Below are 16424 nucleotides of genomic sequence, written 5' to 3'. Positions count from 1 at the left end.
AGCCGGGGCCCCGGGGTCAGTTCTCGGCGGCGTAGGACTCGACCTTGGCGGTGTCGCCGGCGACGATCAGGACGGCGTTCTCCGGGATGACGGTTTCGGGGCGGGCGTACACGAAATCCTCGCCGGGGCGTTTGGTGCCGACCACCGTGACCCCCCACCTGGTGCGGAGGGCGAGGTCGCCGAGGGTGCGCCCGGCGGCGCCGCGCGGGGCGCGGACCTTGGCGATGGCGAAGCCGTCGTCGAACTCGATGTAGTCGAGCATGCGGCCGGTGATCAGGTGGGCGACCCGTTCGCCCATGTCCGACTCGGGGAAGACGACGTGGTCGGCGCCGACCGAGGACAGGATCTTGCCGTGTTTCACGCTCGTCGCCTTGGCCCAGATCTCCGGCACGCCGATCTCGGCGAGGGTGAGCACGGTGAGGACGCTGGTCTCCAGGTTGGTGCCGATGCCGACGACGGCCCGCCCGAACTCGTGTACGCCGAGCTGGCGCAGCGCCTCCTCGTCGGTGGCGTCGGCCTCGGCGACCTGGGTGAGCCGGTCCGACCAGTCCTGGACGAGGCGCGGGTCGCTGTCGACGCCGAGCACCTCGTAACCCAGTTCCAGCAGCGATTCCGCGACCGCGCCGCCGAACCGGCCGAGGCCGATCACCGCGACGTGGCCGCCCTTGGGCGGTTTCTCGTCAGCCAACGAGGGGTCTCTCCTCCGGGTAGCGGTAGAGCCGGCGGCGGGTGTTGAGGGCGATCGCGGTGCCGACCGCGATGGTGCCGACCCGGCCGCAGAACATCAGGACGACCAGGACGACCTGGCCGGAGGGCGGCAGGCCGGCGGTGATGCCGGTGCTCAGCCCGACCGTCGCGAACGCCGACGTGACCTCGAACAGCACGCGGTCGAACGGGATGCCGTCGGTGAGCGCGTCCAGCACGACCGTACCGGTGGCGACCAGCGCGACGCCCAGCAGTGCCACGGTGACGGCCTGCCGCTGGGTCTCCTCGGCGATCCGCCGTTTGCGGATCACCACGTCCGGCTCGCCGCGGATCTCCGCCCAGATCACGTACGCCAGCAGCAGGAACGTCGTGATCTTGATGCCGCCGGCGGTGCTCGCGCTGCCGCCGCCGACGAACATCAGGCCGTTGGTGACCGCGATCGTCTCGCTGTTCAGATTGCCCAGGTCGACGCTGTTGAAGCCGCCGGACCGGGTCATCACGTCCTGGGTGAACGCGGCCAGCACCTTGCCCGATGTGCTCAACGGCCCGAGTGTGCCCGGATTGCGCCATTCGAAGACCAGGAAGACCACGAACCCGACGAGCGTGAAGATCAGGCTTCCGATCACCGTCAGCCAGGTGTGGGTCGACCAACATCCGGGGGTACGCCACTCGCGCGCGAGTTCGAACAGGACCGGAAAGCCGATCGAACCCGCCAGTACGCCGAGCGCCAGGGTGACGCAGATCCACGGATCGGTCACGAATCCGACGAGACTGTCGGAGTAGAGGGCGAACCCGGCGTTGTTGAACGCCTGCACGGCATGGAACACGGCCTCCCACAACGCACGGCCGAACGTGTAGTCGTACCCGAGCCAGAAACGCAGGGTGAGCACGACGGTGATGGCGCTCTCCGCGATGAGCATGACCATCGCCACCCGGCGCAGCAGGCCGGCCAGGTTCGCGCCGGTGAGGCCGGCGCTCTCGGCCTGCGCGAGCAGGCGGCCGCGCAGCCCGAGCCGGCGCGACACGAGCATGCTGAGCAGCGTGGCCAGGGTCATGATCCCGAAGCCGCCGATCTGCGACAGCACGGTCAGCAGCACCTGACCGAAGGTGGACCAGTAGGTCGGGGTGTCGACGACGGACAGGCCGGTGACGCAGACCGCGGAGGCCGCGGTGAACAGTGCGGTGACGAACGGCGCGTGCCCGGGCTCGGCCCGCGCGGCCGGCAGCATCATCAGGCCGGTGCCGGCGATGATCAGGACGAGGAACGCGAACGGCACGACACGAGCCGGATGCCGCCAGGGTGATCGCACCAAAGGTTCATATCACCCGGCATGCGCCCCGCGCTCGACGAGGGTTGCCAGCCCCTGGATCGACTGGTCTCACTCCCCCGGGGCAGCCCGGGTTGTGGCCACGACGATACGATGCGAGGGCAACGGGGGCCGGGAGTGCGACGGTTGACACGTTGCGGTCGGTAACCGGAATTCACATACGCCGGTTATCCTCCTCCGCCGGGGAGGGCAACATGAAACTCGTACGGGGGATTCTGGCCGGCGGTCTGCTGGCCGCGTTCGGAGCGGGCCTGGCAGCCTGCGGCCCGATCGGCGTCCTGGGGACACAACTGGTCGCGTCCGAAGGCGGCGGACTGTCCGGTTTGAACGGACACGTCGTGTTGAGCACTCAGCCAGGCGTCACGCAGGGCGAGACCCGGGTCCGGTTCAGCCGTGAGCCACTGCCGGACGACCGGCCGCTTCCGGCCGGCATCGTCCCGGTCGGCGACATGATTGATGTCACCTTCGAGAGCGGCAACCTGACCAAGGCTCGGGTCACCCTCGACTACGGCGAGCTGCCCGCCGGGGTGCGGCCGGAGATGCTCAACGTCTTCGCCTGGTCGGCCGAGCTGGGCGGCTGGTTCCCGCTGACCGCCACCGCCACCGACGCGGTCGAGCGCGCGGTCAGCGGCGACACGGCGCTGTTCGACGGTTTCGTGCTGGGCACCTGGCAGGTCACCTCGGACGCCACCGGCGACACCATCCGGACCGGCTCGGGCGCGGCGCTGCCGGTCAAGCCCGGCACCGCCGGGACCTTCTGGGGGTACGCGCGAGCCGGCGCCGCCGCGTCGCTGGAGCAGACCCTCGAGCACCTGACCGGCGCCCGGCAGGAACTCTCCTGCGAGCCGAAGGCGTCGAACGTCACGGTCCGTAACGTGTCGGTCCCGGCCGGCCGGGTCGACGCCTGTGTGATCTCCGGCACCGGATCGCAGCAGATCAGGGTCCGCAACCGGTTCCCCTTCCCGATGGTGCTGGACCTGCCGGACGACGGCTCGGTCCGCCCGGCGCCGACGTCCGAGGCCGGCTCTCTCGACGGGGTGCGGGACACGATCCTGACGTACCTGGACGGTTCGGTCGCGGTGGGCGGCGGCCAGGTCGTCACGCTGGAGCTGACGCCCGGCCGCAAGGACCCGGTGACCCTGTCCGGGCGGCTGGACTGGTCGGTGATCGCTCTCGACTCCGGCCTGCGCCACCTGGACCTGCTGCTGCCCAACAGCCGGGCGCTGCGTGGCAGCACCGCCGAGGCGCTGCTCCAGGCACACCAGGAGTTCGGCACGGCGGCCCGGGACGCGCTGGCCAAGGGACAGGAGGGCGACCCGGCGGTTCGCTCGCTGCTCCAGGCGACCGGGCTGTCCGACGCCGGGCGCAGTGTCGCCGACGTGTTCCGGTTCAGCGCCTGCGTCCTGGAGCGCGGCCGCACCGTCGCCGGGTCGGACCAGGACGTGCTCGCCGCGCTGAAGACGGCCGGGCCGGCGATCACGCTGGTCACCGGCGACTGCCTGCGGGAGATCTACGACCGGTACCAGCCGGTCGGCGCCCGCTCCTACATCGCCGTCCTGGACACGCTGAAGGCGACCACGTCGATGGTGCGCAAGGCGGTGCCGAAGGCGGACCGGGTGCCCGGCACCGGGCTCGTCACGGTGACGATCGACCCGAACTGAGACACCCCTTTCCGTTTCGCCCCGGACCTGCCCATACGGGCCGGGCCGGGGCGATTCGCATAGTTGTTGCAGAAATCCTGCAAACGGATATCTCTTCCCATCCATCCGGGCCTATGTTTTTCTAAGGCCGGGAGCGCTCCCCTCATCCCCCGAGATCCGTCGATCGGGCGCCGGTCGACGGGTCGGTGAAATCTGAGAAGGAGCACCACAATGCATCGCCGAATTCATCGGTTCATACAGGGCGCCGTCCCCCTCGCCCTCGTCGGCGCGGTGCTGGCCGCACCCCAGCCGGCCTCCGCCGCGATCACCGACCTGGTCGGATGGGCCACCCAGAACGGCGGCACCACCGGCGGCGGCAGTGCCGCCACCACCACCGTGACCAGCGCGTCCGCCCTCACCACGGCGGTCGGGTCGACGTCCGCCGCGGTCATCCGGGTCTCCGGGACCATCTCCTGCTCCGGCATGCTGCGGGTCCGGTCCAACAAGACGATCATCGGAAACGCCGGGGCCGCGATCGTCGGATGCGGGCTCAACATCAACGGCGACCGGAACGTGATCATTCGCAATCTGACGTTCCGGAACTGGAACGACGACGCGATCAACGTGCAGGAATCGGCCACCAACATCTGGGTGGATCACAATAGTTTCAGCAATGGATACGACGGCGCCGTGGACATCAAACGCGGTTCCGATTTCATCACCGTCTCGTGGAACCGGGTGTTCTCCCACGACAAATCCATGCTGCTCGGGCACAGCGACAGCAACGCGAGCCAGGACGTCGGTCATCTGCGGGTGACCTACCACCACAACTGGTTCGACGCGTCGACCCAGCGGCATCCGCGGGTGCGTTTCGGCAACCCGGTGCACGTCTACAACAACTACTACTACAACAATTCCGGGTACGGCGTCGCGTCCACCGAGGGCGCCGGCGTCCTGGTCGAGGCCAACTCGTTCGAGAACGTCGACGACCCCTTCCACCTGGGCGAAGGCTCCTCCGACGCCGGAACCCTGGTGGCCCGCAACAACCTGCTGGTCAACTCGGGCAGCGGCCAGACCGGCGGTTCGGTCGCGTCGATCCCCTACTCGTACACCGCTGACGCGGCCGCCAATGTGAAGTCCATCGTCACCGCCAACGCGGGCGCCGGCCGCATCAGCGTCTGACACTCCACACGCGACACCCGTGCCGCCGCTCCCCGCGGCGGCACGGCCCTGCCGACTTCCTTCTCCTGTACGCGTGACGTCGTCCCGCCTATCCTCCACAAGAACCGGTGAACCGGGTTCTCCGCTCACGCAGAGTTCCGGCCGACCGGGCTTCGGAGGTGAACGCACACGAAAGCCGCCACGTGGGCGGCCATCGCGGCGATAGACCACGTAGGCGACCACGACACCGCCGCCGTGCGCGCCCACCCTCGTGAAAGCGCGACCGCCCACACCGGGCGACGGGCGGTACGGCCGGGAGCGGGCAGCCCCCGTGCCTGGTCCGAAGGCACACCGAGCAGTAGCCGGGCCAGCGAGGCCAGGAGAGCGAAGTCATCGGCCGTGATCAGCTATTCCGCGCTGGTGGCGGACGCGGCCGGCCCGAACCCGGCCGGGCCGAGCGGAGATCCTGTCAGTCGGTGGCGTCCCGGTAGCCGGCGAAGCGGGCCCGGGCCACCTCCAGCCGGGCCGCGAAGTCCGGATCCGTGGCGATCCGCTGCTCCACGCCCGGTTCCCGCAAGCGCCGTCCGATGGCGAAGAGCAGGCTACCCAGCTTCCAGGAATCGGCGACCGGCAGCACAGCGAGCAGGTGCAGGCAGGTGTCGGCGGAGAGATACTCGAGCGCCAGCCGCGCCGCGAGTTCACCGGCGAACCGGTCATACTCGCCCGACGGCTGCCCGCGGCCGAGGGAGAGACAACTCAGCGCCAGGGCACCGGTCTCGCCGGTGAGCCGCCAATCGGCGGCGAGGATGTGCCCGGTCAGCCGCAGGACCTCGGCGGACGGCAGGCGGCGCGCATCGTCGGCGAGCGCCCGGAGGAACAGCTCGACCGGGCGGTTGCCCATCTCACGCAACAACGGGCTCAGCCGGTCGATCGCCTTCACGGCACGGTTGTAGGACTCCAGCAGGTCCGCCACGGGGGTCAGCGCACCGGAACCCATCGAAAGGCTCATCAGGGTGTGCGCCACCGATTCGGCGTGGCCCGGCTCATGCTCGACGAGAAGCACCAGCGCCTGCATGGGGAGATGCCGGAACGCGGCCTCCACCGCGTGCCGTACCGCGTCGTCGGAGAACGAGCTGCTCATGTCCATCGACCGGAACGCGGTGCCGAGCGGGAAGTAGTCGGTGTTCGACATGGCCTCGGGGAAGTTCCAGCTGCGCCCGAAGCTGAACGCCCAACGTGGATCAACGCCGAACCACATGGGCATCCGCTCACGGCGCAGCACCATGTCCCGGCGGCCGTCGGCGGCCCACTCCCGCTCCACCTGCAAACGCTCCAGCGCGTCGAGGAACATGCCGCCCGGGACGGCCGCCCGCCACTGGAGGGCCATGTCGCGGAGCCAGCCGGCCGGGTCCCTGGCGTGCTGGTACAGCTCGGTGGCCCGGACCGGCTCCCCGCAGGCCAGGGTGAGCAGCAGCAGGTTGAACGAGTAGGTCGACATCCAGTGGTCGGCCCGCTTGTCCACCGGCTGGTAGGCCCGCGGCGCCCAGGTCGGGCGGATCACCACGGTCCGCAGCCGGTCGATCAGCCACTCGCGCAGATCCTCCGGACCCGACCGGGCCATCAGGGCGGTGACGAACGGCAGGATCGTGGCGCGGGCGCTGAGCGGCGTGTACCCGAGCAGGTTCTGGAGCAGTTCGTCGTCCTGGGACTGCTGACCCAGCCGGATCGAGCGTACCTTCGCCAGGGCGGCCGCCTCCTGGACCGCGTGCACCACGAGCCGGGCCACCAGGTATTCGCCGAACGTCGCGTGCAGGAACTCGTACGTCTGACGGGTTTGATCGTCTTGCAGGGCCTGCGCCCGCTGGATGAAGAAGAACCGGCCGACCATCTCCTGTCCCGCGGAGAGCGGGCTGCGGAAGTCGGCGGACCGGTCGGAGACCGAACGCCGGAGGCCCAGCCCGGCGAGGTCGGAGTCCAGCTCCTCGGTGGTGACCCACAGCCGCAACCGGTGGAACATCGCGAACGCCACCACCGACAGCCGCAGCAGCTCCTCCTCGACGAGCGCGGGCAGTTCGGCGTCCGGGCGGCCGTCATGGACCCGGCGCACCTCGCGGGCCGCGAAGTCGTGCAGCAGCTGCTCGTAGAGCAGGCCGGTGTCGAAGTCGGTGGCGTCCTGGAGGGCGTTCCCGGTCGCGTCGTAGAGCGCCAGCATGAGCAGCAGCAACGGCTGCGTGGCCAGGTCCGGGAAGCGCAGCACGACATCGCGGGCGAGCGGCCGCAGACCGGTCCGCGACCAGTACGGCGTGTTGGCGTCGTTCCAGGTGTCGAGCCAGCGCTCCACCTGGGACCGGTCGAAGGGTTCCAGGCGGGCGGCGAGGCTCCCGGCGGGCAGGCGGGCCCGGTCGGCGACCGCGACCCGGCTGGTCACCACGACCGCGGCCGGACGGCCGAGCCGGGCCTCACGCTGCTGGAACGCGGCCACCCGGGTCAGATAGTCGGACTGGTGCAAACCGGTGGCCTGCAACAGCTCGTCGAAGCCGTCGAGCAGGATGACCGGCATGGCGGCGTCGGCGTCGCGGGCCAGGTCCGCCCAGGCGACGGTCTCGCCGATGGCGCCGCGCAGCGCCTGTTCGATCTGGTCCTGGATCTCGGCTTCGGCGCGGACCTCGCGCAGCGTGACCCGGACGGTCAGGTAGTCGGCAGCCGGCAGCCGGGCGGCGAGCACCTTGGTCAGTGTGGACTTCCCGGCGCCGGGCTGGCCGAGCAGCAGCATCGGGGCCTCGGCGGCCTGCGGGGTGGTCAGGTAGGTGGCCAGGAAGGTGCCGAAGTCGTCGCGGACCGGCGCGTCGGCCCACCAGTCCTCGTCGGCGGCGCGGGCGCCCGGGCCGGCGGCCTTCACCCGGAACCGCGGGTCGAGGTAGGCGATCCCGAGGCTGGGCTTGGTCACCTCGCCGGTGTCGCCGCCGAGGACCGGGTCGTCGAGCGCGGCCCGGTAGGTGAGCGCGAGGTCGGCGCGGTGCCGGGCCGGCGCCCGCTCCGAGGTAACCGAGAGCAGCACCGCCTCCAGTGTCTCCAGACCGCGGGACGCGGCGCGGGACTCGATTTGGGACAGCCAGACGGCGAACTCGGGCACCTCGACGGCGAACTGCCGGGCCGCCTCCTCGTAGCGGGTGAGGGCCAGGGCGGGCAGCGCCTCGAGGAGCGCCTTTTCGGTGTCCTCCCGGATGTGGCGGGCGGCCGCCTCCCAGACCGCGAGGCCGTGCAGGTGCTTGGACAGACGCCAGGACAGCGACTCGTACCAGGCGGCCAACTCGGCCAGGAGACGGTCGTAAGTCAGATCGGCGGCCGGGGCCGGGATCCGGGCTGCCAGCAGCTGCGACTGCCAGGATCCCGCGGAGCCGGCCGCGGCGATCAGCAGGAGCTGGTCGTCACGGGTGAAGCCGGGGTTCTCCAGGCCGGTGGCGCCGAGGCAGTCGTCGAGGGCGGTGAAGAACGAGGTGACGACCAGGACGGCATGGGCGGCGTGCAGGCGCTCGGTGCGGTTGTAGCGCGTCTGGCCTCGTACGATATCGGTGATCTTGTCGGTGACCAGGTGGCCGAGCCGGACCGCTTCGGTCTTGGCGTCGAAGAGGCTCATGGCAGCATCGCTGCCGCCGGCCGTGACCACGCTGAGCACGCCGCCCAGCACGTTGTCGGCGACCTTCATGAGCGGCCCGGAGCCGCCGAGCAGTTTGACGGCGTCGAGATAGGACAGCGACTGCGGCACCGCCCCACTATATGGACGGTGGCCATACCATCGAGGGATGTGGGCAGCATGGAACGAGCCCCGGGCGACGCCCCCGCCCCCGGTTCGGGTGTGGCGGGACTGGGCACTGGCCGGGTTGCTGCTGCCGGCCGTGGTCGTCGAGGGTGTGATCCGGTCGGCGCCGGCGGGAGTCCTGTTCGCGGCGGCGGTCGTGCCGCTGGTGCTGTGGCGGCGGCAGCGTCCGCTGCTGATGCTGGCGCTCGGTTTCGGGGCGTGCACGGTCGAGCCGTTCCTGACCGGGTCGCCGAGTCTGCTGAGCATGGCCGTGGTCCTGTTGCTGCTGCCGTATGCGCTGTTCCGCTGGGGTTCCGGCCGGGAGGTCGTGGCCGGTTCGGTGATCCTGGCCGGGCGGCTGGCGATCGGCTGGGGGTTCGGGCAGATGACCCAGGCCGACCTGGTGGCCGGGCTGATCATCCTGTTCGGGATCGGGGCGCTGGGGTCGGCGATGCGGTTCCGGGCACGGGCGCGGCTGCGGGAGCGGCAGCACCTGCGGATGCTGGAGCGGGAGCGGCTGGCCCGGGATCTGCACGACACGGTGGCGCATCACGTGTCGGCCATGGCGATCCGGGCGCAGGCCGGGCAGGCCACGGCGGAGACCGATCCGGCGTCGGCGGTGGAGGCGTTGCGGCTGATCGAGTCGGAGGCGTCGAAGGCGCTGGCGTCGATGCGGTCGATGGTGCGGGTGCTGCGCGAGCCGGGCATCGGTGACGTGCGGGCGCTGGCCGGGCCGTCGACGGCGGGCCCGCCGGTGGAGGTGCGGCTGGACGGTGACGTCGACGATCTGTCGCCGGCGGTGGCGGCCACGCTGTTCCGGCTCACGCAGGAGTCGGTGACGAACGCGCGCCGGCATGCCCGCAACGCCACCCGGATCGAGGTCCGGGTGACGGCGGACGAGACGTCCGTGCGGCTCGAGGTGAGCGACGACGGCGAGCACGGTGGGCTTTCTTCGGGGTACGGCGTGAGCGGCATGATCGAGCGCGCCGGGTTGCTCGGTGGGACGTGCCAGGCCGGGCCGAACCCGGATCGTGGCTGGTCGGTCAGCGCGACCCTGCCGAGAGTGGCGGCGTGAGCGTTCGGGTGGTCGTCGCGGATGATCAGGAGATCGTCCGGACCGGGCTGGCGATCATGCTGAACGCGCAGCCGGACATCGAGGTGGTCGGTGAGGCCGGGGACGGGCGGCAGGCGGTGGAGCTGGCCCGGCGGCTGCGGCCGGACGTGTGCCTGCTGGACATCCGGATGCCCGGCATCGACGGGATCGAGGCGACCCGTCTGCTGGCCGGCCCGGCGGTCGTGGATCCGCTCGCGGTCGTGGTGATCACGACGTTCGACCTGGACGAGTACGTGTATGCGGCGCTGCGCGCGGGCGCCCGCGGTTTCCTGCTGAAGGACGCCGGGACGGCGCTGCTGGGTCAGGCGGTGCGGGCCGCGGCGTCCGGGGACGCGCTGATCGCCCCGAACATCACCACCCGGCTGCTGAAGGCGTTCGCCGGGACGGCTCCGGCGCCGGTGCCGCGGCAGCCGGTGGATCCGCTGACCGAGCGGGAGGAGCAGGTGCTGGCGCTGGTGGCCCGGGGGCGGACGAACGCGGAGGTGGCGGCCGAGCTGTTCATCACGCTGAGCACGGTGAAGACGCACGTCACGAGCCTGATGAACAAGCTGGGCGCCCGGAACCGGGTGGAGGTGGCGATCTGGGCGTTCGAGACGCGGCGGATCGAACTTTAGTACGGCTTCCGGGGCGTACCGGGGACCGATGAAAGCTGACCGTCCAGTGCCGACCATCGAGGTATGAGGGCGATGGTGCAGGACCGGTACGGCGAGACGCTGCGGATGGCCGAGGTGGCGGCGCCGGTTCCGGCTGACGACGAGATTCTGGTACGGGTACGGGCCGCGTCCCTGAACGCACGGGACTGGCACATCATGCGCGGCGACCCGTACGTGGCCCGGTTGATGTCCCCGATCTTCGGCCGGCGCGGACCGGCCGCCCCGATCCGGGGCAGTGACGTGGCCGGGGTGGTGACCGCGGTGGGCCGGTCGGTGACCCGGTTCGCGCCGGGTGACGAGGTGTTCGGCGACGTGATCGCCCACGACGGGGGTTTCGCCGAGCTGGTGTGCGTGCCGGAGTCGCTGGCGCAGCGCCGCCCGGAGAACCTGGGCTTCGAGGAGGCCGCGACCCTGCCGCTGGCCGGCCAGACGGCGCTGCTGGCGGTGCGGGAGGTGGCTCCGGTGCGGCCCGGCCACCGGGTGCTGGTCAACGGGGCGTCCGGTGGGGTGGGGACGTTCGCGGTGCAGCTGGCCCGCGCGTACGGCGCGGAGGTGACCGGGGTGTGCAGCGCCCGCAACGCCGACCTGGTCTCCTCGCTGGGCGCCGAGGTCGTCGACTACACGCGGGAGGACTTCACCCGGTCCGGCCGCCGGTACGACATCGTGCTGGACCTGGCGGCGAGCCGTCCACTGCGGGCGCTGCGCCGGGCGGTGGCCCCGGGCGGGACCCTGGTGCTGGGCGGTGGCGGCAACGCGCGCCCCGGCCGTCCGTCGCTGATCGGGCCGGTGGGCCTGGTGGTGGCCGGGCAGACGGTGGGCCGGCTGGGCCGGACCCGGGTGGTGCAGCTGAACGCGAGGTCGGAGCAGGCTCTGCTGGCCACCTTGCGGGAGCTGGCCGAGGAGAAGACGATCGTGCCGGTGATCGACCGGGCGTACCCGTTCGAGCAGACCACGGAGGCGCTGCGCTATCTGATGGTCGAGCACGCCCGGGCGAAGGTGGTCGTCACCTTCCCGGCGTGATCACCGCGTGGCCAGCAGGGTGGACAGGGTCTGCACGTCCTTGACCCGCTGCGCGCGCTCGGCGGCCAAGGGGGACACCAGCAGCGTGGTGACGCCCGCGCCGGCCAGGGCGTCGAGGCGGCGGCGGATCTCGTCCGGCGGGCCGACCAGCGAGGTGGCGGCGACCAGGTCCTCCGGGACGGCGGCGACCGCCTCGGCACGGCGGCCGGACAGGTAGAGCTCCTGGATGCGGGTGGCGGCGTCGGCGTACCCGTACCGGCGGACCAGGTCGTTGGAGAAGTTGCGGCCGCGCGCGCCCATGCCGCCCAGGTAGAGGGCGAGCTGGGCGCGGTGCCGGTCCAGGCCCTGCTCGCGCAGCGCGAACGGCACCGGGACGCTGATGTCGAGCGGGCCCAGCGCCGCGTCGCGGCGGGACCGGCCGTCGGCCAGCGCGTCGCCGAAGACCCGGGCGGCGTTGCGCGGGTCGATCCACAGCGCCTGCCAGCCCTCGGCGATCTCGGCGGCCAGGGCCACGTTGCGGGGTCCCATGGCGGCCAGCAGGACCGGGATCCGCGGACGGACCGGGTGGTTGATCAGTTTGAGCGGCTTGGCGTACTCCCCCGGCAGCGGGATCCGGTAGTGGCCGCCCTCGAAGACGAGGGTCTCGCGGCGCCACACCCGGCGGCAGATCTCGACGATCTGCCGGGTCCGGGCCACCGGCGCGTCGTAGCGGACGCCGTGGAAGCCCTCGATCACCTGCGGCCCGGACGCGCCCAGCCCCAGGCTGAACCGGCCGCCCGAGACGTAGTCGATCCCGGCCGCGGTCATCGCGGTCAGGGTGGGCGTGCGGGTGTAGATCTGCATCACCCCGGACGCCAGCTCCATCCGGCGGGTGCGGGCGGCCAGGAAACCGAGCCGGCTCACCGCGTCGAAGCTGTACGCCTCCGGCACCACGACCAGCTCGGCGCCGGCCTCCTCGTACTCCACGACCTCGTCGACGTCCGCCGCGAAGCCCTCGCCGCTGTAGCCGAGCTGGATCCCGAGGCGCATGTCAGTCGTGGACGATCACTTGGCGGATCACGTCGCCGCTGCCCAGTGCGGCCAGCGCGTCGCCGATCTGGTCCAGCCGCAGCCGCCGGGTGATCATGCCCTCGATGTCCAGGCGGCCGGCCCGCCACAGGGCCAGCAGGCGGGGGAAGTCGCGGTGCGGTTCGGCGGAGCCGTACAGCGAGGGCAGGATGCGCTTGCCCTCGAAGAGCAGCTCGAACGGGCTGAACTCGACCTGGTGCTCGGCGCGGCCCGCGCCCACCACGATCACGCTGCCGCCGCGCCGGCACGCGGTCCAGGCGGTCCGGAGCGTCTCGGGTACGGCGACGACGTCGAAGGCGTGGTCGAAGCCCTCCGGCGCCACCGCCATCTGGAGGTCGCTCAGCTCGTCCGGGGTAGCCGTGTGGGTGGCGCCGAACCGGCGGGCCGCCTCGTGCCGGGCGGGCACCGTGTCCACCGCCATGATCAGGGCAGCGCCGGCGACCCGGGCGCCCTGAACGGCCGCGATGCCGACGCCGCCGCACCCGATCACCACGACACTGTCGCCGGGCCGCACCCGCGCCGTGTTGATCACCGCGCCGACGCCGGTGGTGACGCCGCAGCCGACCAGGGCGGCCACCTCGTACGGAACGTCGTCGTCGATCTTCACGGCCCCGGCCCGCGGGACCACCATCTCCTCGGCGAACGCCCCGCATCCGGCCATCCCGAAGATCGGCAGGTCCCCGGCGGTGAACCGGGGCATCACGTAGCCGGCCATCACGTGCGTCATGCAGAGGTACGGCTCCGCGCGCCGGCAGTGCGTGCAGACACCGCAGGCGGGCAGCCAGTTGACCGCGACCCGGTCGCCCGGCGCCAGATCGTCCACGTTGTCGCCGACCTCGAGCACGTCACCGGCCGCCTCGTGGCCGAGGATCGCGGGCACCGGCTGGGGCAGGCCGCCCCGCAGGGCGGACAGGTCGGAGTGGCAGACACCGGACGCGCGCACCCGCAGGCGCACCTCACCCGGACCGGGGCCGAGGACGGCCACGTCGTCGCGGATGTCGAGCTTCTCGTCCCCGATCGTGTGCAGCACCGCCGCGCGCATCCCGGACCTCCTCGAAAATTAGAACGCGTTCTACGCTAACCGGGAGGGGTGTACCAAGCAAGCGTTCGGTCGGCGCCCATAATGGCCCGGTGAGCACCTCGAAGACGCCGTCGGAACGGCGCACGCACCTGGTCCGGCTGGCCGGCGGCCTCTTCGCCGAGCAGGGGTTCCGGGCCACCACCGTGCGGCAGATCGCGGACGCCGCGGGCATCCTGTCCGGCAGCCTCTACCACCACTTCGACTCCAAGGAGTCGATCGGCGACGAGATCCTCAGCGCGTTCCTGGAGGACGTGCTGGCCGGCTACCGGGCCGCGGTGGCCGAGAGCGACGACCCGCGGGCGGCGATCGAGCGGATCGTCCGGTCCAGCACGGTCACGCTGGACCGGCACCGGGCCGCGCTCACCATGCTCCAGCGGGACTGGAACTACTTCTCCGGACAGCCCCGGTTCGCGTACCTGCGGACCGCCATGAAGGAGATCGAGCAGACCTGGATCGACCTGCTGGAACGCGGCCGGGAGACCGGGGCGTTCCGGGCCGACCTGGACGCGCGGCTGACGTACCGGCTGCTCCGCGACATCCTCTGGCTGCCGACGTCGTGGGCGTCGTCGAAGAGCTGGACCACCGACCAGATCGTCGACGGCCTGTTGCGGCTCCTTTTCGACGGCATCAAGTCGGCGTAGCCTCCCAAGCAAGCGCTTGGTATGCGCTTCTACGACACCCGGGAGGCGCGATGGGGCGGCTGGACGGCAAGGTGGCTCTGATCACCGGCGGGGCGCGCGGCATGGGCAAGGCACACGCCCGGCACTTCGCGGCCGAGGGCGCCCGGGTGGTGATCGGCGACGTGCTCGACGACAAGGGCCGGGCCGTCGCCGACGGGATCGGGGCGGACCGGTGCCGGTTCGTGCACCACGACGTCACCAGCGAGGACGACTGGGCGGTGGCGGTCGACGAGACGATCGACGCGTACGGGCGGATCGACGTGCTGGTCAACAACGCCGGCATCCTGCGGCACGCGCCGGTCGCCGCGATGGACCCGGCCGAGTTCCGGCAGGTCGTCGAGGTCAATCTGGTCGGCACGTGGCTGGGCATCCGGCAGGTGGTGCCGCCGATGACCGCGGGTGGCGGCGGCTCGATCGTGAACATCTCGTCGATCGAGGGCTTCGCCGGGGCGGCCGGGCTGTCGGCGTACAGCGCCAGCAAGTTCGGCGTCCGCGGCCTCACCCGGTCGGCGGCGCAGGAGCTGGGGCCGGCCGGCATCCGGGTCAACTCGGTGCACCCGGGCGGCGTGATGACGTCGATGGCGCTGGCCGCCGCGCAGACCATGACCGGCGTCGACGGCGGCGGGTTCCTCAAGTCGCTGCCGATCGCCCGGTTCGCCGAGCCGGTGGAGATCTCCCGGCTGGTCGCGTTCCTCGCCTCCGACGAGGCGTCCTACACCACCGGCGCCGAGTTCCTCGCCGACGGCGGCCTGCTCAGCGGCCCGGGCTACTGACATGGCCACATTGGACGGGCGGGTCGCGATCGTGACCGGGGCCGGGCAGGGGCTGGGCGCCGCCGAGGCGGAGGCGCTGGCCGCGGCGGGCGCCCGGATGGTGCTCAACGATCTGCCCGGGCCAGCGCTCGACGCGGTGGTCGAGCGGATCCGGACGGCCGGTGGGACGGCGGTCGCGGTCCCCGGCGACGTGGCCGACATGGCCACCGGGGAGGCGCTGGTCAAGGCCGCGGTGGACGGGTTCGGCGGCCTCGACGTGCTGGTCAACAACGCGGGCGTGCTGCGCGACCGGATGATCTTCTCGATGTCCGAACAGGAGTGGGACACCGTCGTCCGGGTGCACCTGCGCGGCCACTTCGTGACCACGCGGTTCGCGACCGCCTGGTGGCGGGACCGGAGCAAGGACGAGGGCGGCCCGGTCTACGCCCGGATCGTCAACACCGCCTCCGAGGCGTTCCTGCTCGGATCGGCCGGTCAGGCCAACTACGCCGCGGCCAAGGGCGGGATCGTCTCTCTCACCCTCGCGACCGCTCGGGGCTGCGCCAGGCACGGGGTACGGGTGAACGCGATCTGCCCACGGGCCCGTACCGGGATGACCGGCGACCTGATGGGGGCGCCGCCGAGCGGACCGGACCCGATGGCGCCGGACCGGGTGGCGCCGCTCGTGGTGCACCTGGCCGGGCCGTCCGGCGCGCGGATCACCGGCGAGGTGTTCGTGGTGCACGGCGACGTGGTGGCGCTGCTCGGGCCGCCGACGGTGCGGGCGGTCTTCCGGGCGGCGACCGGCACCTGGACGGCGCCCGAGCTGGACGCCGCGCTCGGCACGGTGTTCACCGCCGACCCGCCCCGGCCCGGGTTCGTCTGCGAGGAGACGCTGCCGCTGGCCGCGACCACCTTCGGCGAGCCGTCGTGAAGCAGCGGGTGGCGGTCACGATGACCGATGACGAGGTGGGTGCGCTTCTCGCGTACGCCCGGAAGGTCCAGACAGCGACGATCAACCCGGACGGAACCCCGCACCTGGTCACCATGTTCTTCGGTCTGGCCGAAGGCCGGATCGCGTTCTGGACCTACCGGTCCTCGCAGAAGGCGCTGAATCTGGCCCGTGATCCCCGGCTGACCTGCCTGGTCGAGGACGGCGAGGACTACTTCGAGCTGCGTGGCGTGCAGATCACCGGGCGGGTGACCCGGATCGAGGACCTGCCCGGGGTGACCGCGGTGGGCCGGCTGATCGCGGCGCGGATGCCGGACGTGCCCCGCGACGCGCTGGACGCCTACGTGACGCACGCGGCCCGCAAGCGTGTCGCCTACCTGGTCCAGCCGGCACGAACCGCAAGCTGGGACCACCGCAAGCTGCTGTCCTCACCATAGAATGGCCGCCGATCTCGAACCGTGCCGGGAGGGC

General features: G+C 71.7%; 14 protein-coding genes. 9 read left to right on the top strand and 5 right to left on the bottom strand.

What is annotated here, in order from left to right; all coding sequences use genetic code 11:
• Window positions 1-16: 16 nt before the first annotated feature.
• Together IEZ13_RS18985 and IEZ13_RS18980 are read right to left on the bottom strand one after the other, a co-directional pair.
• Window positions 17-688: a potassium channel family protein gene (locus tag IEZ13_RS18985; RefSeq protein ID WP_183219548.1), complete on the bottom strand. Its 672-nt coding sequence runs from the start codon at window positions 686-688 to the stop codon at window positions 17-19.
• A complete protein-coding gene (locus IEZ13_RS18980) occupies window positions 681-2015 on the bottom strand; it encodes a TrkH family potassium uptake protein (RefSeq protein ID WP_183219546.1) in 1335 nt (444 codons plus the stop codon). The genes IEZ13_RS18985 and IEZ13_RS18980 overlap by 8 nt, the downstream gene beginning before the upstream one ends.
• A gap of 212 nt (window positions 2016-2227) precedes the next feature.
• On the opposite strand from IEZ13_RS18980, the gene IEZ13_RS18975 reads away from it, so the two are divergent.
• Together IEZ13_RS18975 and IEZ13_RS18970 are read left to right on the top strand one after the other, a co-directional pair.
• On the top strand, window positions 2228-3694 hold the full coding sequence (locus IEZ13_RS18975) for a hypothetical protein (RefSeq protein WP_183219544.1): 1467 nt from the start codon (window positions 2228-2230) through the stop codon (window positions 3692-3694).
• Window positions 3695-3904: 210 nt separating this feature from the next.
• Complete coding sequence (locus IEZ13_RS18970; RefSeq protein WP_183219543.1) at window positions 3905-4855, top strand: pectate lyase family protein; 951 nt, start codon at window positions 3905-3907, stop codon at window positions 4853-4855.
• A gap of 448 nt (window positions 4856-5303) precedes the next feature.
• On the opposite strand, the gene IEZ13_RS18965 is transcribed toward IEZ13_RS18970, so the two are convergent.
• Entirely contained in the window at window positions 5304-8600 is a 3297-nt protein-coding gene (locus IEZ13_RS18965; RefSeq protein WP_183219540.1) for an NACHT domain-containing protein, read from the bottom strand.
• Between the two features lie 37 nt (window positions 8601-8637).
• On the opposite strand from IEZ13_RS18965, the gene IEZ13_RS18960 reads away from it, so the two are divergent.
• The 3 genes from IEZ13_RS18960 (at window position 8638) to IEZ13_RS18950 (ending at window position 11420) form a co-directional block, all read left to right on the top strand.
• Complete coding sequence (locus tag IEZ13_RS18960; protein ID WP_183219538.1) at window positions 8638-9708, top strand: sensor histidine kinase; 1071 nt, start codon at window positions 8638-8640, stop codon at window positions 9706-9708.
• Entirely contained in the window at window positions 9705-10361 is a 657-nt protein-coding gene (locus tag IEZ13_RS18955; protein ID WP_183219536.1) for a response regulator, read from the top strand. The genes IEZ13_RS18960 and IEZ13_RS18955 overlap by 4 nt, the downstream gene beginning before the upstream one ends.
• Window positions 10362-10424: 63 nt before the next feature.
• Complete coding sequence (locus tag IEZ13_RS18950; protein ID WP_183219534.1) at window positions 10425-11420, top strand: NAD(P)-dependent alcohol dehydrogenase; 996 nt, start codon at window positions 10425-10427, stop codon at window positions 11418-11420.
• Here IEZ13_RS18950 and IEZ13_RS18945 read toward each other — a convergent pair whose 3' ends face one another.
• Together IEZ13_RS18945 and IEZ13_RS18940 are read right to left on the bottom strand one after the other, a co-directional pair.
• Window positions 11421-12449, bottom strand: a complete 1029-nt coding sequence (locus IEZ13_RS18945) for an LLM class F420-dependent oxidoreductase (protein WP_183219532.1) — start codon at window positions 12447-12449, stop codon at window positions 11421-11423. It abuts the gene before it with no gap.
• A gap of 1 nt (window position 12450) precedes the next feature.
• On the bottom strand, window positions 12451-13530 hold the full coding sequence (locus IEZ13_RS18940) for a Zn-dependent alcohol dehydrogenase (protein WP_183219529.1): 1080 nt from the start codon (window positions 13528-13530) through the stop codon (window positions 12451-12453).
• Window positions 13531-13619: 89 nt separating this feature from the next.
• Between IEZ13_RS18940 and IEZ13_RS18935 the strand changes: the two genes are divergently transcribed.
• The 4 genes from IEZ13_RS18935 to IEZ13_RS18920 are packed head-to-tail and all read left to right on the top strand — an operon-like array spanning window position 13620 to window position 16390.
• Window positions 13620-14210 (top strand): TetR/AcrR family transcriptional regulator, encoded by a 591-nt coding sequence (locus IEZ13_RS18935; RefSeq protein ID WP_183219527.1) that lies wholly within the window; start codon window positions 13620-13622, stop codon window positions 14208-14210.
• A gap of 50 nt (window positions 14211-14260) precedes the next feature.
• Complete coding sequence (locus IEZ13_RS18930) at window positions 14261-15022, top strand: glucose 1-dehydrogenase (protein WP_183219525.1); 762 nt, start codon at window positions 14261-14263, stop codon at window positions 15020-15022.
• Between the two features lies 1 nt (window position 15023).
• The gene (locus IEZ13_RS18925) at window positions 15024-15935 is read left to right on the top strand and encodes an SDR family NAD(P)-dependent oxidoreductase (protein WP_183219523.1); all 912 of its coding nucleotides are present in this window, start codon (window positions 15024-15026) and stop codon (window positions 15933-15935) included.
• The gene (locus IEZ13_RS18920; RefSeq protein WP_372441829.1) at window positions 15932-16390 is read left to right on the top strand and encodes a pyridoxamine 5'-phosphate oxidase family protein; all 459 of its coding nucleotides are present in this window, start codon (window positions 15932-15934) and stop codon (window positions 16388-16390) included. Before IEZ13_RS18925 ends, IEZ13_RS18920 begins: the two co-directional genes overlap by 4 nt.
• Window positions 16391-16424: the final 34 nt, after the last annotated feature.

Source organism: Actinoplanes campanulatus (genome assembly GCF_014647795.1).
GTDB classification, from domain to species: domain Bacteria; phylum Actinomycetota; class Actinomycetes; order Mycobacteriales; family Micromonosporaceae; genus Actinoplanes; species Actinoplanes campanulatus.
The sequence above is the reverse complement of the archived record's forward strand: the minus strand, read 5'-3'. Positions and strand labels throughout refer to the sequence as shown.

Excerpts from the sequence above, each read along its gene's own strand:
- IEZ13_RS18975 (WP_183219544.1), top strand. The coding sequence starts at position 2,228 with ATGAAACTCGTACGGGGGATTCTGGCCGGCGGTCTGCTGGCCGCGTTC.
- IEZ13_RS18970 (WP_183219543.1), top strand. The coding sequence starts at position 3,905 with ATGCATCGCCGAATTCATCGGTTCATACAGGGCGCCGTCCCCCTCGCC.
- IEZ13_RS18960 (WP_183219538.1), top strand. The coding sequence starts at position 8,638 with ATGTGGGCAGCATGGAACGAGCCCCGGGCGACGCCCCCGCCCCCGGTT.
- IEZ13_RS18950 (WP_183219534.1), top strand. The coding sequence starts at position 10,425 with ATGAGGGCGATGGTGCAGGACCGGTACGGCGAGACGCTGCGGATGGCC.
- IEZ13_RS18945 (WP_183219532.1), bottom strand. The coding sequence starts at position 12,449 with ATGCGCCTCGGGATCCAGCTCGGCTACAGCGGCGAGGGCTTCGCGGCG.
- IEZ13_RS18940 (WP_183219529.1), bottom strand. The coding sequence starts at position 13,530 with ATGCGCGCGGCGGTGCTGCACACGATCGGGGACGAGAAGCTCGACATC.
- IEZ13_RS18930 (WP_183219525.1), top strand. The coding sequence starts at position 14,261 with ATGGGGCGGCTGGACGGCAAGGTGGCTCTGATCACCGGCGGGGCGCGC.
- IEZ13_RS18925 (WP_183219523.1), top strand. The coding sequence starts at position 15,024 with ATGGCCACATTGGACGGGCGGGTCGCGATCGTGACCGGGGCCGGGCAG.